24 protein-coding genes are annotated in these 26,138 nt (G+C 67.6%); 15 read left to right on the top strand and 9 right to left on the bottom strand.

Annotated elements, in window-relative coordinates:
* The first annotated feature begins 4 nt into the window (after nt 1–4).
* The gene (gene fmt, locus VIF40_RS05635) at nt 5–934 is read left to right on the top strand and encodes a methionyl-tRNA formyltransferase (protein WP_331936540.1); all 930 of its coding nucleotides are present in this window, start codon (nt 5–7) and stop codon (nt 932–934) included.
* A 2-nt stretch (nt 935–936) separates the two neighbouring features.
* Nucleotides 937–1,740, top strand: a complete 804-nt coding sequence (gene truA, locus VIF40_RS05630; RefSeq protein WP_331936539.1) for a tRNA pseudouridine(38-40) synthase TruA — start codon at nt 937–939, stop codon at nt 1,738–1,740.
* Between the two features lie 98 nt (nt 1,741–1,838).
* Here truA and VIF40_RS05625 read toward each other — a convergent pair whose 3' ends face one another.
* Nucleotides 1,839–2,153: a hypothetical protein gene (locus VIF40_RS05625; RefSeq protein ID WP_331936538.1), complete on the bottom strand. Its 315-nt coding sequence runs from the start codon at nt 2,151–2,153 to the stop codon at nt 1,839–1,841.
* Here VIF40_RS05625 and VIF40_RS05620 point away from each other — a divergent pair.
* Nucleotides 2,137–2,481, top strand: a complete 345-nt coding sequence (locus tag VIF40_RS05620) for a hypothetical protein (RefSeq protein WP_331936537.1) — start codon at nt 2,137–2,139, stop codon at nt 2,479–2,481. The genes VIF40_RS05625 and VIF40_RS05620 overlap by 17 nt on opposite strands.
* A 21-nt stretch (nt 2,482–2,502) precedes the next feature.
* On the opposite strand, the gene VIF40_RS05615 is transcribed toward VIF40_RS05620, so the two are convergent.
* Nucleotides 2,503–3,726: a GNAT family N-acetyltransferase gene (locus tag VIF40_RS05615; RefSeq protein ID WP_331936536.1), complete on the bottom strand. Its 1,224-nt coding sequence runs from the start codon at nt 3,724–3,726 to the stop codon at nt 2,503–2,505.
* A gap of 175 nt (nt 3,727–3,901) precedes the next feature.
* On the opposite strand from VIF40_RS05615, the gene VIF40_RS05610 reads away from it, so the two are divergent.
* The 5 genes from VIF40_RS05610 (at nt 3,902) to VIF40_RS05590 (ending at nt 8,831) form a co-directional block, all read left to right on the top strand.
* Entirely contained in the window at nt 3,902–4,141 is a 240-nt protein-coding gene (locus tag VIF40_RS05610) for a zinc ribbon domain-containing protein (RefSeq protein ID WP_331936585.1), read from the top strand.
* A gap of 107 nt (nt 4,142–4,248) precedes the next feature.
* A complete protein-coding gene (locus tag VIF40_RS05605) occupies nt 4,249–5,109 on the top strand; it encodes a class I SAM-dependent methyltransferase (RefSeq protein WP_331936535.1) in 861 nt (286 codons plus the stop codon).
* A gap of 30 nt (nt 5,110–5,139) precedes the next feature.
* The gene (locus VIF40_RS05600) at nt 5,140–6,078 is read left to right on the top strand and encodes a 50S ribosomal protein L11 methyltransferase (protein WP_331936584.1); all 939 of its coding nucleotides are present in this window, start codon (nt 5,140–5,142) and stop codon (nt 6,076–6,078) included.
* A 369-nt stretch (nt 6,079–6,447) separates the two neighbouring features.
* Nucleotides 6,448–6,972 carry a GNAT family N-acetyltransferase gene (locus VIF40_RS05595; protein WP_331936534.1) on the top strand — a complete coding sequence of 175 codons (525 nt, stop codon included), beginning with the start codon at nt 6,448–6,450 and terminating at the stop codon, nt 6,970–6,972.
* Between the two features lie 44 nt (nt 6,973–7,016).
* Nucleotides 7,017–8,831 (top strand): aminopeptidase P family protein, encoded by a 1,815-nt coding sequence (locus VIF40_RS05590; RefSeq protein WP_331936533.1) that lies wholly within the window; start codon nt 7,017–7,019, stop codon nt 8,829–8,831.
* A gap of 71 nt (nt 8,832–8,902) precedes the next feature.
* Here the strand turns inward: VIF40_RS05590 and VIF40_RS05585 are convergent, their stop codons facing one another.
* A complete protein-coding gene (locus VIF40_RS05585; protein ID WP_331936532.1) occupies nt 8,903–9,847 on the bottom strand; it encodes a peptidoglycan-binding domain-containing protein in 945 nt (314 codons plus the stop codon).
* Nucleotides 9,848–9,963: 116 nt separating this feature from the next.
* Nucleotides 9,964–10,671 (bottom strand): SOS response-associated peptidase, encoded by a 708-nt coding sequence (locus VIF40_RS05580; protein ID WP_331936531.1) that lies wholly within the window; start codon nt 10,669–10,671, stop codon nt 9,964–9,966.
* Nucleotides 10,672–10,811: 140 nt separating this feature from the next.
* Here VIF40_RS05580 and VIF40_RS05575 point away from each other — a divergent pair, with 140 nt between their 5' ends.
* The gene (locus VIF40_RS05575; RefSeq protein ID WP_331936530.1) at nt 10,812–11,306 is read left to right on the top strand and encodes a hypothetical protein; all 495 of its coding nucleotides are present in this window, start codon (nt 10,812–10,814) and stop codon (nt 11,304–11,306) included.
* Here the strand turns inward: VIF40_RS05575 and VIF40_RS05570 are convergent.
* Both VIF40_RS05570 and VIF40_RS05565 read right to left on the bottom strand, forming a co-directional pair.
* Nucleotides 11,282–12,091 carry an enoyl-CoA hydratase-related protein gene (locus tag VIF40_RS05570; RefSeq protein WP_331936529.1) on the bottom strand — a complete coding sequence of 270 codons (810 nt, stop codon included), beginning with the start codon at nt 12,089–12,091 and terminating at the stop codon, nt 11,282–11,284. The two genes, VIF40_RS05575 and VIF40_RS05570, sit on opposite strands and share 25 nt — an antisense overlap.
* A gap of 23 nt (nt 12,092–12,114) precedes the next feature.
* The gene (locus tag VIF40_RS05565; protein WP_331936528.1) at nt 12,115–13,914 is read right to left on the bottom strand and encodes an acyl-CoA dehydrogenase; all 1,800 of its coding nucleotides are present in this window, start codon (nt 13,912–13,914) and stop codon (nt 12,115–12,117) included.
* 222 nt (nt 13,915–14,136) lie between these two features.
* Between VIF40_RS05565 and VIF40_RS05560 the strand changes: the two genes are divergently transcribed.
* Together VIF40_RS05560 and VIF40_RS05555 are read left to right on the top strand one after the other, a co-directional pair.
* Nucleotides 14,137–14,430 (top strand): TonB-dependent receptor plug domain-containing protein, encoded by a 294-nt coding sequence (locus tag VIF40_RS05560; RefSeq protein ID WP_331936527.1) that lies wholly within the window; start codon nt 14,137–14,139, stop codon nt 14,428–14,430.
* A gap of 147 nt (nt 14,431–14,577) precedes the next feature.
* Nucleotides 14,578–14,898, top strand: a complete 321-nt coding sequence (locus VIF40_RS05555) for a hypothetical protein (protein ID WP_331936526.1) — start codon at nt 14,578–14,580, stop codon at nt 14,896–14,898.
* Between the two features lie 9 nt (nt 14,899–14,907).
* Here VIF40_RS05555 and mutS read toward each other — a convergent pair whose 3' ends face one another.
* Nucleotides 14,908–17,583 (bottom strand): DNA mismatch repair protein MutS, encoded by a 2,676-nt coding sequence (gene mutS, locus VIF40_RS05550; RefSeq protein WP_331936525.1) that lies wholly within the window; start codon nt 17,581–17,583, stop codon nt 14,908–14,910.
* Between the two features lie 327 nt (nt 17,584–17,910).
* Between mutS and VIF40_RS05545 the strand changes: the two genes are divergently transcribed.
* Complete coding sequence (locus VIF40_RS05545; RefSeq protein WP_331936524.1) at nt 17,911–20,190, top strand: NADP-dependent malic enzyme; 2,280 nt, start codon at nt 17,911–17,913, stop codon at nt 20,188–20,190.
* 111 nt (nt 20,191–20,301) lie between these two features.
* Nucleotides 20,302–21,606, top strand: a complete 1,305-nt coding sequence (locus VIF40_RS05540) for a UDP-glucose/GDP-mannose dehydrogenase family protein (protein WP_331936523.1) — start codon at nt 20,302–20,304, stop codon at nt 21,604–21,606.
* 63 nt (nt 21,607–21,669) lie between these two features.
* Here VIF40_RS05540 and VIF40_RS05535 read toward each other — a convergent pair whose 3' ends face one another.
* Nucleotides 21,670–21,903, bottom strand: a complete 234-nt coding sequence (locus VIF40_RS05535) for a hypothetical protein (RefSeq protein ID WP_331936522.1) — start codon at nt 21,901–21,903, stop codon at nt 21,670–21,672.
* Nucleotides 21,904–22,194: 291 nt separating this feature from the next.
* Between VIF40_RS05535 and VIF40_RS05530 the strand changes: the two genes are divergently transcribed.
* Both VIF40_RS05530 and VIF40_RS05525 read left to right on the top strand, forming a co-directional pair.
* Nucleotides 22,195–23,820: an inorganic phosphate transporter gene (locus VIF40_RS05530; RefSeq protein WP_331936521.1), complete on the top strand. Its 1,626-nt coding sequence runs from the start codon at nt 22,195–22,197 to the stop codon at nt 23,818–23,820.
* 142 nt (nt 23,821–23,962) lie between these two features.
* Nucleotides 23,963–24,754: an NAD kinase gene (locus VIF40_RS05525; protein ID WP_331936520.1), complete on the top strand. Its 792-nt coding sequence runs from the start codon at nt 23,963–23,965 to the stop codon at nt 24,752–24,754.
* A 76-nt stretch (nt 24,755–24,830) separates the two neighbouring features.
* Here VIF40_RS05525 and VIF40_RS05520 read toward each other — a convergent pair whose 3' ends face one another.
* Nucleotides 24,831–26,045 carry a DUF2336 domain-containing protein gene (locus tag VIF40_RS05520; protein WP_331936519.1) on the bottom strand — a complete coding sequence of 405 codons (1,215 nt, stop codon included), beginning with the start codon at nt 26,043–26,045 and terminating at the stop codon, nt 24,831–24,833.
* Nucleotides 26,046–26,138: the final 93 nt, after the last annotated feature.

Raw genomic sequence — 26,138 nt, 5'->3', positions numbered from 1 at the left:
GAGCATGCGCGTCGTCTTCATGGGCACGCCCGATTTCGCCGCGCCGCTGCTCGAGAAAATCGTCGCCGACGGTCACGAGGTCGCGGCGGTCTACTCGCGCGCGCCGGCGCCGGCCGGCCGCGGCATGGAGCTGAAGCTCTCGCCCGTGCATAGGCTGGCCGAGAGACTGTCGATTCCCGTCTTCACGCCCAAGAGCTTCAAGAGCGAGGAGACGATCCGCGCTTTCGCCGCGCTCGGCGCCGATGTCGCGGTGGTCGCCGCCTATGGTCTCATTCTGCCGCAGGCGGCGCTGGACGCGCCGCGTTTGGGCTGCCTCAACCTGCACGGCTCGCTGCTGCCGCGCTGGCGCGGCGCGGCGCCGATCCAGCGCGCCGTCATGGCCGGCGACGCCGAGACCGGCGTGATGGTGATGAAAATGGAGGCAGGCCTCGACACCGGCCCCGTCGCCGCGACCGCGCGCGTTGCGATCGGCGAGGATATGACGACGGGCGAGCTGCACGACGCGCTCGCCGTCGCCGGCGCCGAGCTGATGGCGCGATCGCTGCGCGATCTTGCGGCCGGCGCGCTCGCCTTCACCCCGCAGGCGGAGGAGGGCGTCACCTATGCGCAGAAGATCGACAAGAGCGAGAGCCGCATCGACTGGCGACGCCCGGCGCGCGCGATTCACGATCTCGTGCGCGGCCTCTCGCCCTTTCCGGGCGCCTTTTTCGAGAGCGATCTCGGCCATGGGCTCGAGCGCGTGAAAGTGCTGCGCACGAAGCTCGAAGCGGGCGAAGGCGCGCCCGGCGCGGCGCTCGACGACAAGGGCCTCGTCGCCTGCGGCGAGGGCGCGCTGCGGCTGGTGGAAGTGCAGCGCAGCGGCAAGGCGCCGATGGGAATCGCCGAATTTTTGCGCGGCCGCCGGCTCGCGCCGGGCATGACTCTGGCGGCGTAAATATGGCGACCACATTCGAGGCGACCTCCCCGCCTCCTCCCGAAGCGGAGGGCGAAGGGCGCGCGACATACCGCTACGCTCTCACCGTCGAATATGACGGCTCGCCCTTCGTCGGCTGGCAGCGGCAGGCCAATGGCGCCTCCGTGCAGCAGCGGCTCGAGGAGGCGGTCGCGGCGCTGGAGCATGGCGAGCGGCGCGTCGTGCATGGCGCCGGGCGCACCGACGCCGGCGTGCATGCGCTGGGACAGGTCGGCCATGTCGATCTGACGCGCGACTGGCGCGAGGATCGGCTGCGCGACGCGCTCAACGCCCATTTGCGGCCGGACCCGATCGCCGTGCTGGAGATACGCCGCGTCGCCGAGACTTTCGAGGCGCGCTTCTCGGCGATCCGCCGGCATTATCGCTATGTGATCGACAATCGCCGCGCGCCGCTGACGCTGCAACGCGGCCGCGCCTGGCATGTGAAGCGCCGCATCGATGCGGAGGCCATGCACGAGGCCGCGCAGGCGCTGGTCGGCCGCCACGACTTCACGACCTTTCGCTCGACGGAATGTCAGGCCAATTCGCCGGTGCGGACGCTGGAGCGGCTCGATGTGCGGCGCATGGGCGACATCATCGAGATCGTCGCCTGCGCGCGCTCCTTCCTGCACAATCAGGTGCGGTCGCTCGCCGGCTCGCTGGAGCAGGTCGGCTCCGGCAAATGGAGCGCCGACGATCTGCGCGCCGCGCTCGAGGCGAAGGACAGAACCCGCTGCGGACAGGTCGCCCCGCCGCATGGGCTCTATCTCGTCGCCGTCGATTATTGAGCTTTGCGCGCGCTCTCGACGAAACGCCGAATCGGCTCCCTCTCCCGCGAAAGCGGAGGAGGGTCGGGGAGGAGACCTGCGCCCGGAACTCGCAGTGACTACTCGATGCCGGACTCGCGGTTGCGGGCGTTGACCGCATGGCGGAGCTGCTCGTTGATGGCGATCGGGTCGGTCGGCGACGGCTTGGCCATCAGCAGCGCGCCACGCACGACCGAAGCCTCCTCGGCGGTCAGAACCACCGGGCCGGCCATGAAGGCGGCGTTGGGAAGCGTATGCAGAATCGCAAAGCGATTGGGGTGGTCCTTGACCTCGACGACCCGGTCGGCGACCGGCTGTCCATCGACGCAGACATAAGGACCAACGACTTCGACTTTGCGGCCATCGTCGGTATTTCTGATGAAAGTCGTTTGCATCGTCGTCGCCACTCGTGCTGGGATTGAGCTCGCGGCCACCTTCGGCCGCGCGGAAAAAGTCAGCAAATTTCGTGCCGCCTACCGCGCTTTCCCGACCCGGAGCCGCGTGACGGCGCCACCGATCAGAGCCCCCGAAATGACCGAAAACGGCAAGAAGTCCCCCGCTCCGGCCAAGAAGAACGCCACGGCGCTGGCGGCCGCGCTCAAAGCCAATCTGCGCCGGCGCAAGGCGGGCGCGCAATCGCCGCGCGGCGACAGTGCGCAATCGCCGCGCGAGGACGGGAGCCGTCCACAACCCGGGAAGCGGCCGCCGCCCGATTCGCCCTGACCGCCGCGCGCCGCGGCGCCGTCATTGATCGTCGCCGCCGGCCTCGGCGCGGCGGAAGGGCAGGCTCGCCTCGTAATCGGCGATGGATTCGTCGACCGCCACTTTCTCGCGCGACAGATAGTCGACGATCGCCGTCCTCAGGCGCGGATCGGCGAAATCATGCGCCGAATGGGTGGCGACGGGCCGATAGCCGCGCGCGAGCTTGTGCTCGCCCTGGGCGCCGGCCTCCACGCGCTCATAGCCATGGCGGATGGCGTATTCGATCGCCTGATAATAGCAGACCTCGAAATGCAGAAAGGGCCGCTCCTCCAGCGCGCCCCAATTGCGGCCGTAGATGGCGTCGTCGCCCAGAAAATTGATCGCCCCGGCGATATAGTCCTCGCCCCGCCGCGCCATGACCAGGAGAATGCGCTCGGGCATGGTCGCGCCGATGCGGTCGAAAAAGTCGCGCGTCAGATAGGGGCGGCCCCATTTGCGCTCGCCCGTGTCCATATAGAAGGCGAAGAATTTGTCCCAATGCGCGGGCTTTATGTCCGCCCCGGTCAGGACGTCGATCGAAAGATCGTCGCCCAGCGCGTCGCGGCGCTCGCGCTTGATGGTCTTGCGCTTGCGCGAGGAGAGCGCGGCGAGGAACGCGTCGAAATCGCGATAGGCCTCGTTGAAGAAGTGGAATTGCTCGCCCGTGCGGGGCGCGAAACCCTCGGCCGAAAGCGCCGCGACCTCGCCCTCTGTCGCGAAGGTGACATGGATGGAGGAGGCCTCCGCCGCCTGGCGCAGCGCCCGCAGCGCATGGACCAGCCCCGGCAGCGCGCCCTCCGGCGCGTCGCGGGCGACGAGCAGCCGCCGCCCGGTCGCCGGCGTGAAGGGAACCGCGACCTGCACCTTGGGATAATAGCGCCCGCCGGCGTTCTCATAGGCCTGCGCCCAGCCGAAATCGAAGACATATTCGCCCATGCTATGCGTCTTCACATAGGAGGGCGCGGCGGCGACGAGCTTGCCCCGGGCGTCCTCCAATATCGTGTAGAGCGGCGTCCAGCCGGTGCGCGCGCCGACCGATTTCGACTGCTCGAGCGCCAGCAGGAAGGCGCTGGAAATAAACGGATTGAAGCGCTCGCCGCCGGCCTCCTCGGCCGTGAGGCCGGCCGGATTGGCGAGCGCGTCCCACGCCGCGGCGCCGACCTGCTCGAGCGAGGGAATGAAACGGGCCGTCAGTCGAGTGGAGGACGTCGAATCATCGGAAGACATGGCGCCCGCGATTTTGGAGAGAGCTTCACAATCTAGTCTAGGCGTAGCGAAAGGCGTTCCAATCGGTTTTTTCGCCGGCGCCGCGGCGGCGGCCGCATCGCGCCGGTACGGTTATTGCTTCAAATTTAGGCGCCGCTTGGGCGGCTCGCCGACGAGAGGAATGGACGAGGAAAGCATGCCGCTCTACTCCTATGAATGCGAAGATTGTCATGCGGAATGCGAACTGCTGGTCCGCGGTTCGGACACGCCGGTCTGCCCGTCCTGCGGCAGCGCGAAGCTGCAGCAGAGGGTCGCCAAGATCTGCGTCGAGATCAAATATCCGGCCATCGCCAAATCCTGGCGCCGGGCGGCGGCCGCGGAGGGCGACCTCTCCAATTTCAGCAAGCAGGAAATACAAGCCAAGCCGAAGGGTTGACCGCCAAGCAGAAGGGCTGACGGCCGAGCCGAAGGGCAGACCGCGCGCCTTCAGCGTCTTCGCGCGCGGCGTCTCGCCGGTCGATCCCGAGCCGATGGAGTGCAAGGGTGAGCGAGCCGAACGAGGCGCAATCCGCGCTGTGGAACAAGCGCGGCGGCGAAATCTGGGTCGAGCAGCAACCTATGCTCGACCGGCTATTTCAGCCTTTCGAGCGAATATTGGCCGAGGCCGTCGAAGCCGCGGGCGCCCGCTCCGTCCTCGACATAGGCTGCGGCGCCGGGGCCACGACCCTGGCCGCGGCGCAGCGGCTCGGCGCGCTCGGACGATGCGTCGGCCTCGATATTTCGGCCACCATGATCGAGGCCGCGCGGCGACGCGCCGAGGCGGCCGGCCTCGTCAATATTCGCTTCCGCGTCGCCGACGCGCAGACTTGCGACCTCGAGCCCGCGCATTTCGACGCGATCGTCTCGCGCTTCGGCGTGATGTTCTTCGCGGACCCGCGCGCGGCTTTCGCCAATCTGCGCCGCGCCGCCGCTCCCGGCTGCCGGCTGCCGGCTGCCGGCTGCCGGCTCACGCTGATCGCCTGGCGGAGCCCGGCGGACAATCCCTTCATGCTCGCCGGCGAGCGCGCGGCCTCGGCCTTTCTGCCGGAGCTCGCGGCCTTCGACCCGACGGCCCCGGGCCGTTTCGCCTTCGCCGACGCCGAGCGCGTGCGCGGAATTCTCGCCGCGGCGGGATGGGCGCAGATCGAGACGACGCCGCTCGACGTCGCTTGCGCCCTGCGCGAGCAGGAGCTGGACGTCTACGCCACGCGCATGGGCAAGCTCGGCCAATTGCCGCCCCATCTCGACGAGGCGACGCGCGCGCAAATCGACGAGGCCGCGCGACGGGCCTACGACCCTTATGTCGAGGCCGGCGAAGCGCGCTTTTCCGCCGCCTGCTGGCGGATCGAGGCGCGAGCCGGGTGACGGCGCGGCGCGGGCGTGCTAAGCGCGCCTATGCTGGAAGGACTTCCCCCCAATGGCGCGAGCCACGGCCTGCGCCTCGTCTCCGACGAGCGATCCGCGCGCGCCATCGCCGATCTCGTCGTCGAGACCTTCGATCCCGCCGAGACCGCGGCCACGGCTTTCGAGGAGCCCGACGAAAAAAGCTGGGCCGTCGAGGTCTATTTCGGCGATCCGCCGGACGAGGCGCAGATCCGCGCGCTGATCGAGGCCGCGGCGGGCGCCAAAGCCGCGGCGGCGGCGCGCTTCTTCGAGATTTCGCAAAAGGATTGGGTCGGCGCCTCGCTCGAGGGGCTGCAGCCCGTGCGCGCCGGGCGCTTCCTCGTCCACGGGTCGCACGACCGCGGCCGCGTGGGCGCGAGCGACATCGGCATAGAGATCGAGGCGGCGCTCGCTTTCGGCACCGGCCATCACGGCACCACGCTCGGCTGCCTGCTGACGCTCGCCGATATTTGCAAGCGGCGGCGCCCACAAAACGTGCTGGATGTGGGGACGGGCACGGGCGTGCTCGCCATAGCCGCCGCGCGTCTGCTGCGGCTCCCCGTCGCCTGCGGCGATATCGATCCGGTCGCCGTGGAGACGGCGGGGGTCAACGCCCGCTTCAATGGCGTCGGCGATAGGGTGCGGCCGGTCGTCGCCGTTGGCGTGCGTCATCCCGCGCTCGCGCCGGGGCGATATGATCTGATCTTCGCCAATATTCTCGCCAAGCCGCTGCGCCTGCTGGCGCCCAAGATCGCCGCCGTGGCCGCGCCGGGCGCCGAGCTCGTGCTCTCCGGCCTGCTGGCGCGCGATGTGGCGGGCGTGCTGTCGGCCTATCGCGCGCAGGGTTTTGCGCTGGCCAAGCGCCGCGACATAGAGGGCTGGGCGACGCTGCTGCTGCGCAGCGGCGGCGCGGCGACGCGGCCGGATTGGCGCGCGTCGGACGACGCGTGAGGAACAACGACTCCGTCGCCTGAGGCATGGAGGGTCGCGCGCGGCGTTTGAATTCGCTCGAGCTCGGCCGCGGCCCGACGCGTGTTTGCTCGTCGGTCGCGAATTCGCCGCGCTCCGCCTGCGTGAAGGATTCCTCGAAGGAGGCCTCTTCCGCGGCGGTCAGCGGACCGATCGACGTTTCATCGCCCGTGAGCGCCAAGATGACGCGCGCGAGATGGTCCTGCATCGCCGCAGGGAGATTGCGCGCCGCCGCCAGGGCCTCATCGAGACGCTTCGTCATGACGTGCGATCTACCGCATCTCACGCGGCGCCGAAGCGGTTTCGTCCCTGTCGAGGCCGAGCCGGCGCGCGCCTTGCTACGCGACGCCTGTGACCAGAGAGGACGAAACCGCGACCATGGCGCTGACGATCCGCCGGCTCACGCCCGCCGATGCGGCGGAGTTCCACGCTCTGCGGCAAGAGGGCTTCCGCCTGAACGAGCGCGAATTCCGCTTCGCGCCGGAAGACGAGGCGCATCTCACGACGGCGGATGTCGCGGCGCGGCTGACGCGCGAGTTCGTCGTCGGCGCGTTCGATGGCGGGACGCTGGTCGGCGTCGCCGGACTCGCCTGTCTCTCGGGCGCCAAGACGAAGCACAAAGCGCTGCTGTGGGGAATGTATCTGCGCGAGCGGCACAGAGGCGAAGGCGGCGCCGATGCGCTGATGGCGGCGCTGATCGAGCAGGCGCGCGGCGCTTGCGAGATCGTCACGCTGACCGTGATGCGCGACAATCACCGAGCGCGGCGCTTCTACGAGCGTTGGGGATTTACCATCTATGGCGTCGAGCCGGCCTCCGTGAAGACGGCGGACGGCGTCTATCTCGACGAAGCGCTGATGGCGCGGCGGCTCGATTGAGCCGCCATATTGCCGCAAAGCGGGGAAGGGCATAGGTTCGAGACATGTTCGAGAGCAGATTCCAGAGCTTCGCCGACGACGCCGGCGCGCAGGACAGCGCGGAGCGCCTCGCCGCCCTGCGCGCAGAGCTGGCGCGCCGCGAGATCGACGGCTTCATCGCCCCGCGCGCGGACGAGCATCAGAACGAATATGTGCCGAAATCGGCCGAGCGCCTCGCCTGGCTCACCGGCTTCACCGGCTCGGCCGGCGTCGTCGTCGTGCTCGCCGACAAGGCGGCGCTGTTCGTCGACGGCCGCTACACGCTGCAGGCGCCCGAGCAGGTCGATGTGAAGCGCGTCGCCGTTTTCGACATCGGCCAGACCGCGCCGTCGCGCTGGCTCGCGCAAACGGCGAAGCAGGGCGCGCGCATCGGCTATGACCCCTGGGTGCATACGCCCGCGCAGATCGAGCGTTACGCCAAAGCCCTCGAGGGCAAGGGCGTGACGCTGGTTCCGCTCGACGACAATCCGATCGACGCCGTGTGGAGCGACCGGCCCGAGCCGCCCTGCGGGGCGATCTCGCTCTATCCGCCGCGGCTCGCCGGGGTCGCCGCCAAAACGAAGATCGCGCGCGTGCGCAAGGCGCTCGGCGAGGCGGATGCGCTGCTCGTCTCCGATCCGCATGCGCTGGCCTGGCTGTTCAATCTGCGCGGCGCCGACGTCGCGCATACGCCGATCGCGCTGGCCTTCGCCGTTCTTCCCAAGGACGGGCGGCCGCTGCTCTATGTCGATCCCGCCAAGCTCTCGGCCAAGACGAGAAGCAGCCTCGAAGGCCTCGTCGATCTCTACGAGGCGGCGGATATCGTCGCGGATCTCGCCGACGCCGGCGCGCGCGGATTGACGATCTTGTTCGACGCGGCCACCGCGCCGGCGAAGCTCGTCGAGCTCTTCCGCGCGAAAGGCGGCAAGACCAAGCTCGGCGACGATCCGATCGCGCTGCTGAAGGCGATCAAGAACGACATAGAGCTCGACGGCGCGCGCGCCGCGCATTTGCGCGACGGCGTCGCATTGACGCGCTTCCTCGCCTGGTTCGCCGAGACCGCGCCCAAGGGCAGGCTCACGGAAATCTCCGCCGCTCAGGCGCTGGAGACCTTCCGCCGCGAGAGCGGCGAGCTGCGCGATCTCTCCTTTCCCACCATCTCCGCCTTCGGCCCGCACGCCGCCATTCCGCATTACCGCGTGACCGAGGCGAGCGATCTGCGCATTGCGCGCGGCTGCTATCTCGTCGATTCCGGCGCGCAATATCTCGACGGCACGACGGATGTGACGCGCACCATCGGCGTCGGCCGGCCCTCCAAGCAATTGCGCGAGCATTTCACGCGCGTGCTGCAAGGGCATATCGGCGTCGCCCGCGCGGTGTTTCCGGTCGGCGTCAGCGGCGCGCAGCTCGACGCTTTCGCGCGGCGCAGCCTGTGGGAGGCGGGCCTCGATTTCGACCATGGCACGGGCCATGGCGTCGGCGCCTATCTCTCGGTGCACGAGGGGCCGCAGCGCATCTCCAAGCTCGGCTCGACGCCTTTGCAGCCGGGCATGATCCTCTCCGACGAGCCGGGCTATTACCGCGCCGGCGAATATGGCATTCGCCTCGAGAATCTGATCGTCGTGGAGAAGCGCGAGATCGACGGCGCCGAGCGCGAGATGCTCGGCTTCGAGACGCTGACCCTCGCGCCCTTCGATCTGGCGCTCGTCGAGCCGAAGCTCCTGAGCCTCGAGGAGACGCGCTGGCTCAACGCCTATCACGCGCGGGTGCGGGCGGAGTTGTCGCCGTATCTCGACGCCAAGACGCGCAAATGGCTGACGCAGGCGACGCGACGGCTTTGACACACAGGTCCGCCGCGTCCCCTCCCTCACCCTCCCGCGCTAACGCGGGAGAGGGGCGGCCGGCGTCGTAATCAATCGCCCTTGCCGGCGAGGCGCGGCGACAGAATCTTGCTGACGAGGCAATGCGTGCCGTCGGTCGGGTCCTCGGTGCGGCGGGGACGCTTGGCGGCGCATTCCGCCTTGTCGGCCGGATTCTTCACGCCGTAGAAGGCGTTGATGATCGCCTGCTCCTGCTCGTGATCGAAAGCGTGGGTCTGGCCGAACATCACATATTGGAAGACCAGCGGCTGCGTCTTCGGCACGAAGGCGACGAAATCGGCGGCCTCCTTCAGCTTTCCCGCCGCGCAGCCACGATAGGCGGCCGGACGCTGATATTTGAATCCCGCGGGCGTCGACTTGCCGGACAGCGCATAAGTGTAGCAGGCGCGCGGCTTCGACATCTGGCAATAGTAATGAATTGCGATGTCCGACCAGTCGGTCGGCGAATAATTCGTCTTCAGACAATCGGCCGTATATTGATAGCCCTGATCCGTATGCTTGGGCTCGCCGGCGCGGCGGCTGCCGTAAATGTCGGCGCTCTGGTTCATCGCCGCGAGGATCGCCGCGCCGGGCAGCGACAGGCCCGCGGCCGCGGCGTTGGGCGCATAATTGCTGAAGGGCTGGGCCGGACTATTCTTGGCGGCGACGAGCTTGTCGATCTCCTCCTGGGTCGGAACGGCGATCCAATCGGCGACCGGCTTCGACGTCGAGACGCCGATTCCGAGCTTTTCGAGCGTCGCGGCGTCGAGCGCGCCATTCTGCGGCAGGCCCGATTTCTGCTGAAAGCCGGTGATCGCCGCAGTCGTCTTCGCCCCGACGACGCCATCGAGCGTTCCCGGATCGAAGCCCTGCACGACGAGCTTCGACTGCGCCGCCTGCGTGACCGGATTATAGGGGCCGGCGAGGCTCGCAGAGCCCATCGACGTGGTCAGAACGATCCCCAGCGCCACAGCAGCGGCGCGCATGCCTATACGCATCCCAAAACTCCCTTCGAGAAATTCTCGCGTCGAAATAAGCGACGGCCGCGATTCATATCACCCGCCGGCGCGCCGCCAAGGCGTTTTTCATCCCCAGCCTTCGGCCCTCGGGCCGCTCAGGCGAGCAGATCGGCGCGCGGCTGTTGAATCCAGGGTCCGTCATTGGACGCCTTATTGACGTCCGGGCCGATCTCGAAAAACGCGAGCGCGTCGTCGGGCGCCGGGACGAGCAGGCGCCACGCCGCCTCGGCCGCATATTCGTCGAGGCTCAACCAGAGATCGAAGTCCTTCGGCGCGAGAATCGCCGGCATTCGATCATGTATGGCGACCGTCGCGCCATTGGCGGAGACGGTGAGGATGCAGGCCGTGTCGAGCTCGCTGCCGTCGCTGCCGATCCATGTCTCATAGAGGCCGGCGAGCGCCAGCGGCGTGGCGTCGGCGTGGCGGAAGAGATAGGGCCGGCTCGCCCGCGCGCGGCTCTTGGCCCCCTCGCGCCGCCATTCGTAATAAGCGTCGGCGACGAACAGGCAGCGGCGCCGTTTCATCGCGGCGCGAAAGCTGGGCTTTTCCGGCGCGCTCTCGGCGCGGGCGTTGATAATGAGCGGAAAGACGGCCGGATCTTTCACGAAGCCCGGCAGAAAGCCCCAGCGGACGAGCTGGAACCGCCGCGCCTCGCCGCCGCGCGGATCGCGCTCCTGCCGCACGATGGGGACGGGCTGGGTCGGCGCGATATTGTAGCGCGGCGGAAAATTCGGCTGGTCGACATAGCCGAAATAATCGCGCGCCGCCTGTGGCGGCAGGGTGATGGCGTATCTCCCGCACATGATCCGCTTATGATCCTCCCATTCTCGCGGCGCCGCGAACCCGCGGAAATTCCGCGCCTTCTCGCAATCGTCGAGGAGACGCGGAAAGAGATTCTTATCAATTGGAGCCCATAGTGAAATGCAGCATATCGGGATTTCCTATGACGGCTGACGCGCAATTCGCAACGCTCGATCAAATCGACGGCAGTCGGGGGCCGAGTCAATTTTCGACCACCAAGCCGCTGATCAGTCCGGTCTCCGGACTGGCTAACGACTATCTCAATCTGTTCAACGAGCTCGTCATGATGCTGGAGCAGCTTCCGCACATGCCCGAGCTCATCGACGATCTGCTGGCCTGGCGCCCGGTGACATATAAAGAATATTTCGAGCGATCGCAGCTCGCCGGCCGGCACTCCGCGCTCGCCGCCTATGAGAGGGTGAGCCCGGACTTCAAGCGCCGCTTCGAGGCCTATGTCGCCGAGCTCGACACCATCGCCGTCGCCAGCGTCGCCGCGGTTCGCCTGCAATATCGCTCCGGCGCCCCGCAGAATTTGGACCGGCTCGCCGGGACCTGCGCCCGCGCCGGCGAAAAAATGCGCGCCATATTGCTGAGGGCGTCGCGTCTGGTGAACTACGCCCGATTGTCCGACGACTGAATCAGCAGGCCGCTCTCGCTCTCCTTCACGCCCGCGAAAAAAGCCTCGAGCCGGGCGCGCGTCTCCCGCATCGTCAGCGCCGCCGCGAATAGCGCCGCCTCCTCCTCCAGCCGCGCGGCAACGGCCGCCGCATCGCCCCGCAGCAGCCGACGCGTCGCGGCGAGGGCGGCGCGCGGCTTGGCGGCGAGCCGGCGGGCGGCGTCGAGCGCCATCTCCTCCACCTCGTCGAAGCCGGCGACGGCGTTGACGACGCCGAGACGCAGCGCCTCGCTGGCCCCGAAACTCTCGCACAGCAGCATGAATTCGGTCGCTTTCACGAGGCCGATGCGCTGCGGGATCAACAGGGTCGAGGCCGCCTCCGGTATGACGCCGAGATCGACGAACGGCATTTTGAAGCGCGCGCCATGCGAGACATAGACGAGATCGCAATGGAACAGCATGGTCACGCCGACGCCGACCGCATCGCCGACGACCGCGGCGACGATGGGCGTCTGCAGCCCCGCCAGCGCGCGGACGAAACGCAGCGCCGGAAACTCCTGCAGATTGTCCAGCGGACGCCGGAAATCCTCGAGGTCGTTGCCGGCGGTGAAATCGTCGCCGGCGCTCGACAGGACGATGGCGCGAATCTCCTCCTCCGCATCGGCCTGGGCGAAAGCGGCGATCATCGCCTCGTACATGGGCTTGTCGAGCGCGTTGCGCTTGGCCGGCCGGTCGATGACGATCCGCATGACGGGGCCATCCCGACGCACGACGATCTCCTGATCTCGCATGAACGTCTCTCTCATCTCTCGAGGCTCCGCCGCTCGTTTCAATCGCGGCCGGAGGTTCGATCGCCTCCGCAGGACAGCAGCGCCAGTCCGGCGATGATGGACTCCCCGCCGCCGACGATGGCGCGCTCGAGCCCCTCCGCCGCCACGGCGAGATTATCGGCGAAGAAGCGCGCCGTGACGATTCGATTGTGCGTCGCGGCCTCGGCGGCGGCGGCGCGATGCGCGGCGAGCGCTCCGGCCCCGAGCAGAGTGACGCCGCGCGCGAGCGCGAACAACCGCAGATAGGGCGTCGCTCCGGCGAGCGCCTCCTGCCCGTGCGGATCGACGGCGGCCGATAAAAAGTCGGTCGCCCGCTCGAAGGCGTCGACCGCCGCCGCGGCGCGTCCGGCGATATTGACGAAGACCGCCTCATTGCTCGCCGCCAGCGCGTCTATGTCGGCGCGCATGTCGTCGATCTCCCGCCACACCGCCGCGCCTTTGGAGAGGCGCAGCTTGCGGGTGACGAGATCGATCGCTTGAATGCCGTTGGTTCCCTCATAGATCGGCGTGATGCGCACATCGCGCGACAATTGCGCGGCGCCGGTCTCCTCGATGAAGCCCATGCCGCCATGGACCTGAACGCCGAGCGAGGCGACCTCGACGCCGATGTCGGTGGAATAGGCCTTGGCCAGCGGCGTCAGCAGGCCGGCCCGCTCCTGCGCCGCCTCCGCCGCCTCGCCCTCCAGCCGGCGGGCGCGATCCATCGCCGCCGCGGTGAGATAGCAGATCGCCCGCGCCGCGGCGGTCTTCGCCTTCATCGTCATCACCATGCGGACGACGTCCGGATGCTCGATGATCGGCGCCGGATCGCCGGAGGGGCCGCGGCCCTGGCGGCGCTCGCGCGCATAGGCCAGCGCTTTCTGCGTCGCCCGCTCGGCGAGGCCGACGCCCTGCAGCCCGACCGAGAGCCGCGCATTGTTCATCATGGTGAACATGCAGGCGAGCCCCTCATTCTCGCGGCCGACGAGAAACGCGATCGCGCCGCCGCCGTCGCCATAGGACATCGTGCAGGTCGGCGAGCCATGGATGCCGAGCTTGCGCTCGACGCCCACGCAGCGAAGATCATTGCGCTCGCCGGGACGCCCGTCCGGGCCGGGCAGGAATTTGGGCGCGAGAAATAGGGAAATTCCGCGTGTGCCGGCGGGCGCGTCGGGAAGCCGCGCCAGCACCAGATGAACGATATTCTCGGCGAGGTCGTGCTCGCCATAGGTGATGAAGATCTTTTGACCGAACAGACGATAGGAGCCGTCGCCGGCGCGCTCGGCGCGGGTGCGCAAATGGGCGAGATCGGAGCCCGACTGCGGCTCGGTGAGAGTCATCGTCGCCGTCCATTCGCCGGAGATCATCTTCGGCAGATAGGCGGATTTCAGCGCCTCGCTCGCATGAATCTCCATCGCCTCTATCGCGCCCTGGCCGAGCAGCGGGCACAACGCGAAGGCGATATTGGCGGCGTTCCAGATCTCCGTGCAGGCGGCGGCGAGCAGCAGCGGCAGGCCCATGCCGCCGTGAGCGGGCGGCGCGGCGAGCGCGTTCCAGCCGCCCTCGACCCAGAGCGCATAGGCCTCGCGCCAGCCCGTCGCGGTCGCGACCGCTCCGGCGGCGAAAGTCACCCCCTCGCGGTCGCCGATCGGGTCGAGCGGCAGCAGCGCCGTCTCGGCGAATTTGGCGGCCTGCTCGAGCGTCGCGGCGGCGGTCGCCGCGTCGAGATCGGCATAGAGCCCGCCCGGCTCGAACGCCGCCGCGCCCGCCGCCCGCCGCATGGCGAAGAGCAGATCGTCGACTGGCGCACGGTAGGACATCGGGGGCTCCGAAAGAGAATCGTTCCGTCATTCTAGCGCCGCCGCGGCGCTATTCCACCGAAGCGATGCGGAATGACGCGATCCGAGCCATTTTGCTTCTCACTCGATAGGAAGCCCGGCGTTGCGCTGTCGCCCGACCGCGGCGACGAAATTCTCTTCGGAGCCCCCGGCCTTCGTGATAAATATGGGAGCGCGCTCGAACGACCGCGAGGAGAAATCGTCATGCGTCATGTTCGAATGGATCATGTTCGAATTTTCGCCGGCGTCGCATTGGCGCTGATCTCGACGACCGCGCTCGCCGCCTCGTCGCAAAAGGCGAAACGCGCCCCCGCCCCGCCCGCGGAAGACGGCTATTACGTCCCCTATGTCACCGGCCCCGGCGGCGAGAAGCGCCATGTGATGGATGTCCCCGGCAGCGTGACCATCGTGTCGCGGAAATTCATGGACGATATTCAGGCGACGACGGTGGGCGAGGCGCTGCGCTACGCGCCCGGCGTGCAAGTGATCGGCCGTTGATCGTGATCGGCCATTGATGGCGATCGGCCGATGACGGCGCGCAAAACCTAAGATCGGTAAAATTGCGTAGACCTTCCGCCGCCTACGTTAAAACCCGTCGTCTAAACCGTTTCTCGTCTCGAAAAACCGACAGACGGGAGCATGGTCTTGTCACTGGCCCTTTCCAGCCTCTCCTACAATTTGCCCACGGTGCCGAGCGTCGAGCGCCGGCCGACGTCTCCGGAAGTCGCCGCGAGCAGCACGCAGACCGCACCCCGCGCCGCGAATATCGACGCTTCGAAAACCGACACGGGAAACGGCCGGAAGACGTCCGCCGAGACGGACGTTTCGGCCCAGAAGGACCCCTATGCGCAGATCGACGCGCTGCTGGCGAGCCTGCGCGATCTCACGCTCGGCGGCGCGAAGCTCGACAGCGCCTCGACCACGTCGCAGGCGAATGCGGCCTATTCCGCCTATGCGTACGATTGAGGCGCGCGCTCAGCGCCCGCCGGCCTTGGCTTTCAGCTCATAGAGCGCGGCCAGCGCCTCACGCGGCGTCAACGCGTCCGGATCGATCGCCGCCAACGCCTCGCGCAGCGCGTCCTTCGGCGACGGCGCGCTCGTCACATGGGCGAACAGCGGCAGATCGTCGATGAGCTTCGTCACCGGGGCGCGCCGGTCCGCCGCCTCGAGCTCCGCGAGAATCGCATGGGCCCGCGCCACCACGCTCGCCGGAAGCCCCGCGAGCTCGGCGACATGCACGCCGTAGGATCGATCGGCCGCGCCTTTCGCCACCTCGTGCAGAAACACCACCTCGCCGGCGTGATCCTTCACCTTCATGGTGAGATTGACGAGCCGTCCCATGCGTTTCGTCAATTGCGTCAGCTCGTGGAAATGCGTCGCGAACAGCGCGCGCGCGCGATTGACCTCATGCAGATGCTCGATCGTCGCCCAGGCGATGGAGAGCCCGTCGAAGGTCGCCGTGCCGCGGCCGATCTCGTCCAGAATGACCAGCGAGCGCGGGCCGGCGCAATTCAATATGGCCGCCGTCTCCACCATCTCCACCATGAAGGTCGAGCGCCCGCGCGCCAGATCGTCGGCCGCGCCGACGCGCGAGAACAGCCGATCGACGGCGCCGAGCCGCGCGCTCTTGGCCGGCACGAAAGAGCCCGCCTGGGCGAGAATCGCGATGAGCGCATTCTGCCGAAGATAAGTGGATTTGCCGGCCATATTGGGCCCGGTGACGACGGCGATCTTTCCGGCGCGCGCGTCGCCGAGGTCGCAATCATTGGCCGCGAATTTTTTCCCTTGCGCTTCCAGCGAGGCCTCGACGACCGGATGACGTCCGCCGACGATCTCGAAATCGAGCGAGGAATCGACATGCGCGCGCGTCCAATCGCGCTTGACCGCCAGCTCGCCGAGCGCGGCAAAAACATCGAGCGCGGCGAAGGCTTCCGCCGATCGTTGCAGCTCCTGCGCGCGCGCGAGCACGGCGCCCGCCAATTCCTCGAACAGCGCCAGCTCGCGCTCCTGCGCGCGATCGGCGGCGGAGGCGATCTTGGCCTCCAGCTCCGCCAGCTCGCGCGTCGAGAAGCGCATGGCGTCCTGCATCGTCTGGCGATGGGTGAAGACCGTGTCGAAAGGCGGCCGCAGCAGCCTCTCGCCCTGCGTCTGCGGCGCCTCGATGAAGAAGCCGAGAAAATTATTGTGCTTGATCTTGAGCTGTTTCGTTTCGGCCAGCTCGACATAGCGCTGCTGCAGCGTGGCGATGACGCGGCGGCTCTCGTCGCGCAAGCCGCGCGCTTCGTCCAGCTCGGCGTCGAATCCCGGCGCGATGAAATTTCCGACGCGCTTGTCGATCGGCGGATCGGGCGCGAGCCGCGTTTCGATGGCGCGCTCCAATTCGCCATCCGAGACGGTGAATGCCGCGATCTCCTGCGCGACCAGCGCCGCCGCCTCGCGCGCGGAAAACAGAGCGACGATCTCCCGCGCCGCGGCGAGCGCCGCACGAATATTGCCGAGATCGCGCGGGCCGCCGCGCTGTAGAGAAAGCCGCGACAGCGCCCGCGCCACATCCGGCGCGCGGGCGAGAATGGCGCGCAGCCGCGCCCGCAGCTCCGGCTCGCCGACGAAGAAGGAGACCGCGTCGAGCCGCTGCGCGATCAACGCCGGCGCGGTGGCGGGCGCGGCGATGCGCTCGGCCAGCAGACGCGCGCCGGCGGGCGTCGCGGTCATGTCGATCGTCGCCAGCAGCGAGCCCTCGCGCTCGCCCTTCAGCGTGCGCGTCAACTCGAGGTTCACGCGCGTCGCCGCGTCGATCTCCAGCGTCGCGCTGCGGCGCAGGCTCGACGGGCGGCGCAGCGCCGGGCGCTTTCCCTTTTGCGTGCGCTCGACATAGAGGATGGCGGCGGCCGCCGCCGCGATCTCCGCCTCGCCGAGCGCGCCGAAACCCTCGAGCGTCGCAACGGAGAAAAAATCGAGCAGCCGCCGCGCCGCGCTCTCGCCGGCGCCCAGATCGCGGCCGAAGGGCGTCAGCGGCGCATCGAGAAGCGCGAGCTGCGACGTGAGCCGCGGGTCCGCGCAGAGCGCCTCCGCCGCGACGATCTCGCGCGGCTCGAGCCGCGCCAATTCGCCGGCCAGCTCCGCCTCGCCGACCTCGGCGACATCGAAGGCGCCGGTGGAGATATCGACGCAGGCGAGGCCGTAGAGCCAGCCTCCGTCGCCCGCGCGCAACCGCGCCAGCGCGGCGAAAGCATTGGGACGGGCGGGATCGAGAAGCTGCTCCTCGGTGATGGTGCCGGGGGTGACGAGCCGCACGACATCGCGCTTGACGACCGATTTATTGCCGCGCTTGCGCGCCTCCGCGGGGTCCTCCATCTGCTCGCAGACCGCGACGCGATGGCCGAGCGAGATGAGCTTTCGCAGATAGTCGTCGGCGCGCTCCACCGGCACGCCGCACATGGGAATGTCCTCGCCCTGATGCTTGCCGCGCTTGGTGAGCATGATGCCGAGCGCGCGCGAGGCGGTCTCGGCGTCCTCGAAGAACAGCTCGTAGAAATCGCCCATTCGATAGAAGAGCAGGCAATCGGGATTGGCCGCCTTGATCTCTATATATTGCGCCATCATCGGCGTCGGCCGGGCGGCCTTGTCGTCGGATCGCGGTTTCTCGTCCATGAGACGCTTCGTGCTCTTCTTTGGTTCGTGTCTCACTAAGACACAAAGGGCGGGAGGTTCAAAGGGAGCGTGGGCGCCCCTCCGACCCCACTTCGCGGGGCCCCCTTCTCCCGCGAGGGGAGAAGCGGGCAGCTTCGTGACCGCGCCTCACTTTATGTCCGAATCTCGCCGGAAGGGCGTCTCCCCTTCTCCCCTTGCGGGAGAAGGTGGCCTTCGCGTCAGCGAGGGTCGGATGAGGGGGACGCCGCGACCTTCGGCATATTGTCGTCGCAAACGTCTTGCTAAGTGCCGCGGGCAATCCGATGATTCGGGACAAGAGGGGGAAAAATGGCGGATCAGCCTCCGAAACACGAACGTCCGGTCTTCACCGACAAGGAGGCCCTGCTCTACCACTCACGCGGCCGGCCCGGCAAAATCGCCGTCGTGCCCACCAAGCCCATGGCGACGCAGCGCGATCTCTCGCTCGCCTACTCGCCCGGCGTCGCCGCCCCCGTGCTGGCGATCGCGGAAAATCCCTCCCTCGCCTACGATTACACGGTCAAGGGCAATCTGGTCGCCGTCATCACCAATGGCACGGCGATCCTCGGCCTCGGCAATCTCGGCGCGCTGGCCGCCAAGCCGGTGATGGAAGGCAAGGCGACGCTGTTCAAGCGCTTCGCCGACATCGACTCCATCGATCTCGAGATCGACACGCAGGAGGTGGAGGCCTTCATCGCCGCCGTGCGCTATCTCGGCCCCTCCTTCGGCGGCATCAATCTCGAGGACATCAAAGCGCCGGAATGCTTCATCATCGAGGAGCGCCTGCGCGAATTGATGGACATTCCCGTCTTTCACGACGATCAGCACGGCACGGCGATCATCTCCACCGCGGGCCTGCTCAACGCGCTGCATCTCACCGGCCGCGACATAAAGGACACGCGCCTCGTCTGCAATGGCGCGGGCGCGGCCGGCATCGCCTGTCTCGATCTCGCCAAGGCGATGGGCTTTTCGCCGCAGAACGTCATTCTCTGCGACACCAAGGGCGTCGTCTATCGCGGCCGCGTCGAAGGCATGAACCAATGGAAGAGCGCGCATGCCGTCGAGACGAGCGCGCGCACGCTCGCCGAGGCGCTGGACGGCGCCGATATTTTCCTCGGCCTCTCGGTGAAAGGCGCGCTGACGCCCGACATGCTGAAGAGCATGGCCGCTGATCCGGTCATCTTCGCCATGGCCAATCCCGATCCCGAGATCACGCCGGAGGACGCGCTGGCCGCGCGGCCGGACGCCATCGTGGCCACCGGGCGCTCCGACTATCCCAACCAGATCAATAATGTTCTGGGCTTTCCCTACATCTTCCGCGGCGCGCTCGACGTGCGCGCCAAGACGATCAACATGGAGATGAAGATCGCCGCGGCGAAAGCCCTCGCCGAGCTGGCGCGCGAGGATGTGCCGGACGAGGTGGCCAACGCCTATCAGGGCGCTCGGCCGCGCTTCGGCCGCGACTATCTGATCCCCGCGCCCTTCGATCCGCGCCTCATCTCCATCGTGTCGCCGGCGGTGGCGCGCGCGGCGATGGATTCGGGCGTCGCGCGTCATCCGATCGTCGATATGAACGCCTATCGCGCCGAATTGTCGGCGCGGCGCGATCCGATCGCCGGACTCATGCATACGATCTATGATCGCGTGCGGCGCGATCCCAAGCGCGTCGTCTTCGCCGAGGGCGAGGAGGAGCAGGTCATTCGCGCGGCGCTCTCCTTTGTCGCGCAAGGGCTGGGGCGGCCCATTCTCGTCGGCCGCGAGGAGCGCGTGGCGCAAACCGCGCGCGACGCCGGCTTGGAGCTCGGCGATCAGATCGAGGTGCATAACGCCAAGCTCTCCTCGCGCAATGGCGTCTATGCGCAATTTCTGTTCGAGCGGCTGCAACGCAAGGGCTTTCTGTTCCGCGACTGCCAGCGTCTCATCAACACCGACCGCAATCATTTCGCCGCGGCGATGGTGGCGCAGGGCGACGCCGACGCCATGGTGACGGGCGTCACCCGCAATTTCTCCAATGCGCTGGAGGATGTGCGCCATGTCGTGGACCAGAAGCCGGGACACAGGCTCATCGGCGCCTCGCTGGTGCTGGCGAATGGGCGCATCGTCGTCGTCGCCGACACGGCGATCACCGAGATGCCCGAGGCCGCCGATCTCGCCGACATAGCGATCGAGGCGGCCGGCGTCGCGCGGCGCATCGGCCTCGAGCCGCGCGTCGCCATGCTCGCCTTCTCGACCTTCGGCTATCCGCCGGGCGAGCGCACGGCCCGCGTCCATGATGCGGTGCGCGTGCTCGATTCGCGGCGCGTGGACTTCGAATACGAGGGCGAGATGGCGGCCGATGTGGCGCTCAGCCGTCAAGCGATGGCGGCCTATCCCTTCTCCCGCCTCAGCGACACCGCCAATGTGCTGATCATGCCCGCCTTCCACTCCGCCTCCATCTCCACCAAAATGCTGCAGGAGCTGGGCGGGGCGACCGTGCTCGGGCCCCTGATCGTCGGGCTCGACAAGCCGATCCAAATCGTTCAATTGGGCGCGACCGACGCCGATATCGTCAATATGGCCGCTCTGGCGGCTTTCGGGGTCGGCGGGTAGGCCGCCACCCCGCCGGGGCGAAATCGGCGCGCCGAATCGCTGTTCTGTCATGGCGACGAAATAATTGCGTTGCAGTGACAATCCTTTGGACCGAACGAGAGACCAGAGACGATGAACATCACAATGATCGGATCGGGCTATGTCGGCCTCGTGTCCGGCGCCTGCTTCGCGGACTTCGGCCATGTCGTGACCTGCGTCGACAGCGACGCGTCCAAGATCGAGCGGCTGCTGCGCGGCGAAATTCCGATCTTCGAGCCCGGCCTCGACGAGCTCGTCGCCAATAATGTGCGACAAAACCGCCTGTTCTTCACCACCGATCTCGGCCCGGCCGTGCGCGGCGCGGACGCCGTCTTCATCGCCGTGGGCACACCGTCGCGCCGCGGCGACGGCCATGCGGACCTCTCCTATGTCTATGCGGCGGCCGAGACGATCGGCCGGGCGCTGGACCGTTTCACCGTCATCGTCAACAAATCCACCGTGCCGGTCGGCACCGGCGACGAGGTCGAGCGCATCATCCGCGAGGTCAATCCCAAGGCCGACTTCGCCGTGGTCTCCAATCCGGAATTCCTGCGCGAAGGCGCGGCGATCGAGGATTTCAAGCGCCCCGACCGCGTCGTCATCGGCATAGAGGACGAGCGCGCGCGAGAGGTGATGGCGGAAATCTATCGGCCGCTGAGCCTCAACGAGCCGCCTCTGGTGTTCGTCGGCCGCCGCACCTCCGAGCTCACCAAATATGCGGCCAACGCCTTTCTCGCCACCAAGATCACCTTCATCAACGAGATCGCCGATCTCTGCGAGAAAGTGGGCGCCGACGTTCAGGACGTCGCGCGCGGCATCGGCCTCGACAAGCGCATCGGCGGCAAGTTCCTGCATGCGGGCCCCGGCTATGGCGGCTCCTGCTTCCCCAAGGACACGCTCGCTCTGCTGAAAACCGGGCAGGACTATGCCGCGCCGCTGCGCATCGTCGAGACGGTGGTGGCGGTGAATGATTCGCGCAAGCGGGCCATGGCGCGCAAGGTGATCGCGGCGCTCGGCGGCTCGGTGCGCGGCAAGAAGATCGGCCTGCTCGGCCTCGCCTTCAAGCCCAATACCGACGACATGCGCGACGCGCCTTCGCTGGCCATCGTCGCCTCGCTCGCCGGCGACGGCGCCAGGGTCCACGCCTATGATCCCGAGAGCATGGGCCAGGCGAAGCCGCTGATGCCGGAAGTGACCTTCTGCGACGACCCTTACGCGACGGCGGAAGGCGCCGATGCGCTGGTCATCGTCACCGAATGGGACGCGTTTCGCGCGCTCGATTTCGACCGCGTCAAATCGCTGCTGAAGACGCCGGTGATCGTCGATCTGCGCAACATCTATCGCGCCGCCGACCTTCGCAAACGCGGCTTCACCTATCTGAGCGTCGGTCGCGAGTAGCGCCGCGGCTATTCCCGGCGGGCCGGACGGCCCGCCCGGGGTTTCGCCCGCGCAGAGCGCGGCTCACGCGCGGCCGCGCCGCTCGGCGAGGCTCAGCGCGGTCAGCGCCGAGAGCATCGGCGGTGCGTCGCGGCGCAATTCGAGCGCCGCATTGCGGGCGTTCTCCGCCGAATGGAACAAGCGCCCCTCGAGCGGACGAAACGATTGTTTCGCCGCATAGAAGCGATAGCCGCTCGCATCGCGGGCGATCACGCCGACGGCCTCCTCGCCGAGCTCGATGATATAGGCGTCTGACATTTTTCGGCCTCCTCGATCTCGGCGGCGTGGAGCCCGTTCCGCGCCGCGATGGCGTTTTCGTCGCCCGCGACTAGAGCGAGCGGCGCATCGGACGCTCATAAAGTCCCGCGATTTGTTCGTTATGTCAAATAGATTGTTCTTTTCAAAGAACGCCGTCGGGAGAATGATTGCGCTCCCGAAACGGGGCGAGGCGATGAATTTCTGCTGCGGGCCGGCGAAACGCCCCCGTGTCATACGGCTGTCGCCTCCGATTGTTGACTATCCTCGCCTTTCAGTTGCGAGGAGAAAGTAATGACATCCGTTGCCTCGAGCGTCGAGCTGCCGTCAGGCGTCGACGATCACAGCCCCAAACCCAAGCTCGATCACCCGCTCGACCTGCGCGCGATTCTCTTCTTCCTCGCGATCGTCGCGCTCGGCCTCGCCTTCACGGCCTGGAGCATCTATAAGGACATTCTCGAATCCGGCGCGCCGGTCACGAATTTCCTTCCCTTCATCCTGCTCGGCGTCGCGCTGCTCATCGCGCTCGGCTTCGAATTCGTGAACGGCTTCCACGACACCGCCAATGCGGTGGCGACCGTCATCTACACCCACTCCATGCCGGCGCCGATCGCCGTCGTATGGTCGGGCTTCTTCAACTTCCTCGGCGTGCTGTTCTCCACGGGCGCGGTCGCCTTCGGCGTCGTCTCGCTGCTGCCGGTCGAGCTCATTCTGCAAGTGGGCTCGCAGGCCGGCTTCGCCATGGTGTTCGCGCTGCTGATCGCCGCGATCGTGTGGAACCTCGGCACCTGGTGGCTCGGCCTGCCGGCCTCCTCCTCGCATACGCTGATCGGCTCCATCATCGGCGTCGGCATCGCCAACGCGCTCATGCGCGGGCGCGACGGCACCTCGGGCGTCGACTGGGGCAAGGCGACGGAGATCGGCTATGCGCTGCTCCTCTCGCCCATCGTCGGCTTCGTGTCCGCGGCGCTGCTGCTGCTGGCGTTGAAATTCCTCGTCCGCAAGCCCGAGCTCTACGCCGAGCCCAAGGGCCAGGCCGCGCCGCCGTGGTGGATTCGCAGCCTGCTGGTGCTGACCTGCACCGGCGTCTCCTTCGCCCATGGCTCCAATGACGGCCAGAAGGGCATGGGCCTCATCATGCTGATCCTGATCGGCACGGTGCCCACCTCCTATGCGCTCAATCGCGCTCTGCCGGCGAGCCATCTCGAGAGCTTCGCCAAGGCGTCGCATGCGGCCTCCAAGCTGGTGGAGGCGAAGGCCTCCGGCTACAACGTCCTCGGCGATCCGCGCCCGGCCGTGACCACTTATGTCGCGCAGCATCAGATCAACGAGGGGACCTATCCCTCGCTCGCCGTGCTGATCAACGACATCGCCCAGCAAATCGAGAGCTACGGCTCGATCGCGAAAATCCCCTTCGCCACCGTCGGCAACACGAGAAACGACATCTATCTCGCCTCGGAGGCGCTGCGCTTCCTCGCCAAGGACAAAGCGGCCGAGCTCACCGACGCCGACAAGAAAGTGCTGAAGGACTATAAGGAGCAGATCGATCAGGCGACGAAATTCATCCCGCTGTGGGTGAAGATCTCCGTCGCCATCGCGCTCGGCCTCGGCACCATGATCGGCTGGAAGCGCATCGTCGTCACCGTCGGCGAGAAGATCGGCAAGCAGCATCTGACCTATGGACAGGGCGCCTCGGCCGAGCTCGTCGCCATGGGCACGATCGCCGCCGCCGACATGTACGGCCTGCCGGTCTCGACGACGCATGTGCTCTCCTCGGGCGTCGCCGGCACGATGGCGGCGAACGGCGCCGGCGTGCAGATGGGGACGATCCGGAGGCTGCTGATGGCCTGGGTGCTGACGCTCCCCGCCGCCATTCTGCTGTCGGGCTCGCTCTACTTCGTGCTGCGCCAGATCATGTGATGATACCCCGCTCCTCCCGGCGCGACGCCGGGAGGAGCGGAAGACCATGAGCGCCCGCCCGTTTCCCTTCCGACCCGGGCGGGTGTATGGGAGTCGCCCCGAAAGAGGCCCCGCCTTCCGCGGCGTCGAGCCAGGTCGACCCATGTCAGCGTCCGGCGAAACGCCGAATCATCACAAGAGGCTCGCCTTTCTCTCCTCCGGCACGTCGGAGGCCGACGAGGCGAGAACGCGGCTCGTCGCCAAATATGGCGAGGTTCCGCCGGAGGAGGCCGATTGCATCGTCGCGCTCGGCGGCGACGGGCTGATGCTGCGCACGCTGCATCGCTTCATGGGCGCCGGCAAGCCGATCTATGGCATGAACCGCGGCTCCGTCGGCTTTCTGATGAACGAATATCGCGAGAGCGGGCTGCGCAAGCGCATCGCCGAATCCAAGCCCTCCATCGTCCATCCGCTGCTGATGCGCGCCGTCAACACGCATGGCGACGAATTCGCCGCCCATGCGATCAATGAAGTCTCGCTGCTGCGCCAGAGCTCGCAGATCGCCAAGCTGCGCATACTGGTGAACGGCAAGGAGCGGCTGGCCGAGCTGATCACCGATGGCGTGCTGGTGGCGACGCCGGCCGGCTCCACCGCCTACAATCTCTCCGCCAACGGCCCCATTCTACCGCTGGACGCGCCGCTGATGGCGCTGACGCCCATCTCCGCCTTTCGCCCGCGGCGCTGGCGCGGCGCGCTGCTGCCGGACGTCGCCAAAGTGCGGATCGAGGTGCTGGAAGCGGAGAAGCGCCCGGTCTCCGTCGTCGCCGACCATGATGAGTTTCGCGACGCGCTCAGCGTCGACATCGAGATGGATCACGGGACCGATCTGATGCTGCTGCACGATTCCGGCCATTCGCTGGAAGAGCGCATCTTGCGCGAGCAGTTCGGCTATTGAGCCGCGGCGCGCGGCCGTGACGCGAGCCTGAAGGCGCGCATCGAACGCGATCGCCAGAGGGGCGGACGGTCCGCCCTCACGCCGCCTCGAGCAGCTGCGCCTCCAGCGCCGCCATATCGACGAAAGGCGCGCCATTGGCGAGAGACGCCGCCACCTCGCGCGCATCCTCGCGCAGCGCCTCGGCCTCGAAACGGCGCAGCAGCGCCATCAGCCGATCGAGCTCGCCGGAATTGATCTCGTCGCAGGAGGTCAGCACGCGCTGCACCATCGCCAACGACAGCCGCGCCAGCGACAGCCGCGCGCCGGACGCCGCCGCCCCATAGCCGAAGGCCCGCTGCGCCTCCAGCGCGGCGCGATAGGCCGGCAGCAGATTGGCCGGCATCCCCGCCCGCGCATAGAGCGCCGCGAAACCCGCGCCGTCGAAATCGCGCGTCAGGCCGGCGACCTTCTCCTCGTCCACGCCCGACAATTCGGCCAGCGTCGCCTCGAACAGCGCGCGATTGCCGGAGAGCAGCGCCCGCAGCGCGAGGCTCGGCGTCAACCGCGCCTTGCGGCGCAAATGGCCGACCAGCATGCGCACGCCTCTGCGGCCCTCGACATCCTCGGAGGAGGAGGCGATGACGACATTGGCCTTGTCGCGCGCCTCCTGCATGATGCGGCGAGTGCGCTCGGGCGACAGCCAGTCGCGATCCAGCACGAAGGAGGCGAGGCTCGCCGCCGTCGCCTCGACGAGATCGACGCGCACCGCCGCCGGCAGAAACGGCCGGCCGAGCAGCGCCTCGCGCAATTGGGCGTCGTCGCCGAAACGCTCGATCATGCGACGCATGGCGAAGGCCGGCAGCTCGGCGCCGGGATTGACGGCGAGCGAGATCAACGCCTCGCAGGCGCCGATCTCCGCGATCGCCGAGGCGAGGCCGGTCGGCACATGGGCGCGCAGCGCGATCGCGCTCTGCGAGAACACGTCGCCGACCGCCGCGCAATCGATGAGCTCGCTCTCGCTGAGCAGCGGCGAGCGCGCCAGAACCATGGCGGCAATGTCCGATTGATCATTGGCCAGCGCCGAGACGATGGAATGCGGCGCATTGGGCGCGCTGGCGAAGACCTTGGCCAGCGCGCGACGCACCAGCGGCGAGGGATCGTCGAGCAGACCGGCGAGCGCCGTCTCGGCCTCGCGCTTCATCGCGGGGGCGAGGTCGCTCACCAGATAGGCGCGGGCCAGCGCGCCGGCGCCGTCCACTCTGAGGGCCGTCGGCGCGGTTTGCGCCCATTGCAGAAAGTTTCTTACGTTCATCGGCGCTCTGGGCTCCGCCCTATGTGCTCGACCGGACTTGACGCGTTCCTGCACAGAATCGTCACTTATGGTAAATGCCTGCTTAAGATCACG

This window comes from Methylosinus sp. (assembly GCF_036560965.1).
In the GTDB taxonomy this organism is placed as follows: domain Bacteria; phylum Pseudomonadota; class Alphaproteobacteria; order Rhizobiales; family Beijerinckiaceae; genus Methylosinus.
Note: the sequence above shows the minus strand (reverse complement) of the source record. Positions and strands in the feature narration are given on the sequence as shown.

Excerpts from the sequence above, each read along its gene's own strand:
- fmt (WP_331936540.1), top strand. The coding sequence starts at position 5 with ATGCGCGTCGTCTTCATGGGCACGCCCGATTTCGCCGCGCCGCTGCTC.
- truA (WP_331936539.1), top strand. The coding sequence starts at position 937 with ATGGCGACCACATTCGAGGCGACCTCCCCGCCTCCTCCCGAAGCGGAG.
- VIF40_RS05620 (WP_331936537.1), top strand. The coding sequence starts at position 2,137 with ATGAAAGTCGTTTGCATCGTCGTCGCCACTCGTGCTGGGATTGAGCTC.
- VIF40_RS05625 (WP_331936538.1), bottom strand. The coding sequence starts at position 2,153 with ATGCAAACGACTTTCATCAGAAATACCGACGATGGCCGCAAAGTCGAA.
- VIF40_RS05615 (WP_331936536.1), bottom strand. The coding sequence starts at position 3,726 with ATGTCTTCCGATGATTCGACGTCCTCCACTCGACTGACGGCCCGTTTC.
- VIF40_RS05610 (WP_331936585.1), top strand. The coding sequence starts at position 3,902 with ATGCCGCTCTACTCCTATGAATGCGAAGATTGTCATGCGGAATGCGAA.
- VIF40_RS05600 (WP_331936584.1), top strand. The coding sequence starts at position 5,140 with ATGCTGGAAGGACTTCCCCCCAATGGCGCGAGCCACGGCCTGCGCCTC.
- VIF40_RS05590 (WP_331936533.1), top strand. The coding sequence starts at position 7,017 with ATGTTCGAGAGCAGATTCCAGAGCTTCGCCGACGACGCCGGCGCGCAG.
- VIF40_RS05585 (WP_331936532.1), bottom strand. The coding sequence starts at position 9,847 with ATGCGTATAGGCATGCGCGCCGCTGCTGTGGCGCTGGGGATCGTTCTG.
- VIF40_RS05580 (WP_331936531.1), bottom strand. The coding sequence starts at position 10,671 with ATGTGCGGGAGATACGCCATCACCCTGCCGCCACAGGCGGCGCGCGAT.
- VIF40_RS05575 (WP_331936530.1), top strand. The coding sequence starts at position 10,812 with ATGACGGCTGACGCGCAATTCGCAACGCTCGATCAAATCGACGGCAGT.
- VIF40_RS05570 (WP_331936529.1), bottom strand. The coding sequence starts at position 12,091 with ATGAGAGAGACGTTCATGCGAGATCAGGAGATCGTCGTGCGTCGGGAT.
- VIF40_RS05565 (WP_331936528.1), bottom strand. The coding sequence starts at position 13,914 with ATGTCCTACCGTGCGCCAGTCGACGATCTGCTCTTCGCCATGCGGCGG.
- VIF40_RS05560 (WP_331936527.1), top strand. The coding sequence starts at position 14,137 with ATGCGTCATGTTCGAATGGATCATGTTCGAATTTTCGCCGGCGTCGCA.
- mutS (WP_331936525.1), bottom strand. The coding sequence starts at position 17,583 with ATGGACGAGAAACCGCGATCCGACGACAAGGCCGCCCGGCCGACGCCG.
- VIF40_RS05545 (WP_331936524.1), top strand. The coding sequence starts at position 17,911 with ATGGCGGATCAGCCTCCGAAACACGAACGTCCGGTCTTCACCGACAAG.
- VIF40_RS05540 (WP_331936523.1), top strand. The coding sequence starts at position 20,302 with ATGAACATCACAATGATCGGATCGGGCTATGTCGGCCTCGTGTCCGGC.
- VIF40_RS05535 (WP_331936522.1), bottom strand. The coding sequence starts at position 21,903 with ATGTCAGACGCCTATATCATCGAGCTCGGCGAGGAGGCCGTCGGCGTG.
- VIF40_RS05530 (WP_331936521.1), top strand. The coding sequence starts at position 22,195 with ATGACATCCGTTGCCTCGAGCGTCGAGCTGCCGTCAGGCGTCGACGAT.
- VIF40_RS05525 (WP_331936520.1), top strand. The coding sequence starts at position 23,963 with ATGTCAGCGTCCGGCGAAACGCCGAATCATCACAAGAGGCTCGCCTTT.
- VIF40_RS05520 (WP_331936519.1), bottom strand. The coding sequence starts at position 26,045 with ATGAACGTAAGAAACTTTCTGCAATGGGCGCAAACCGCGCCGACGGCC.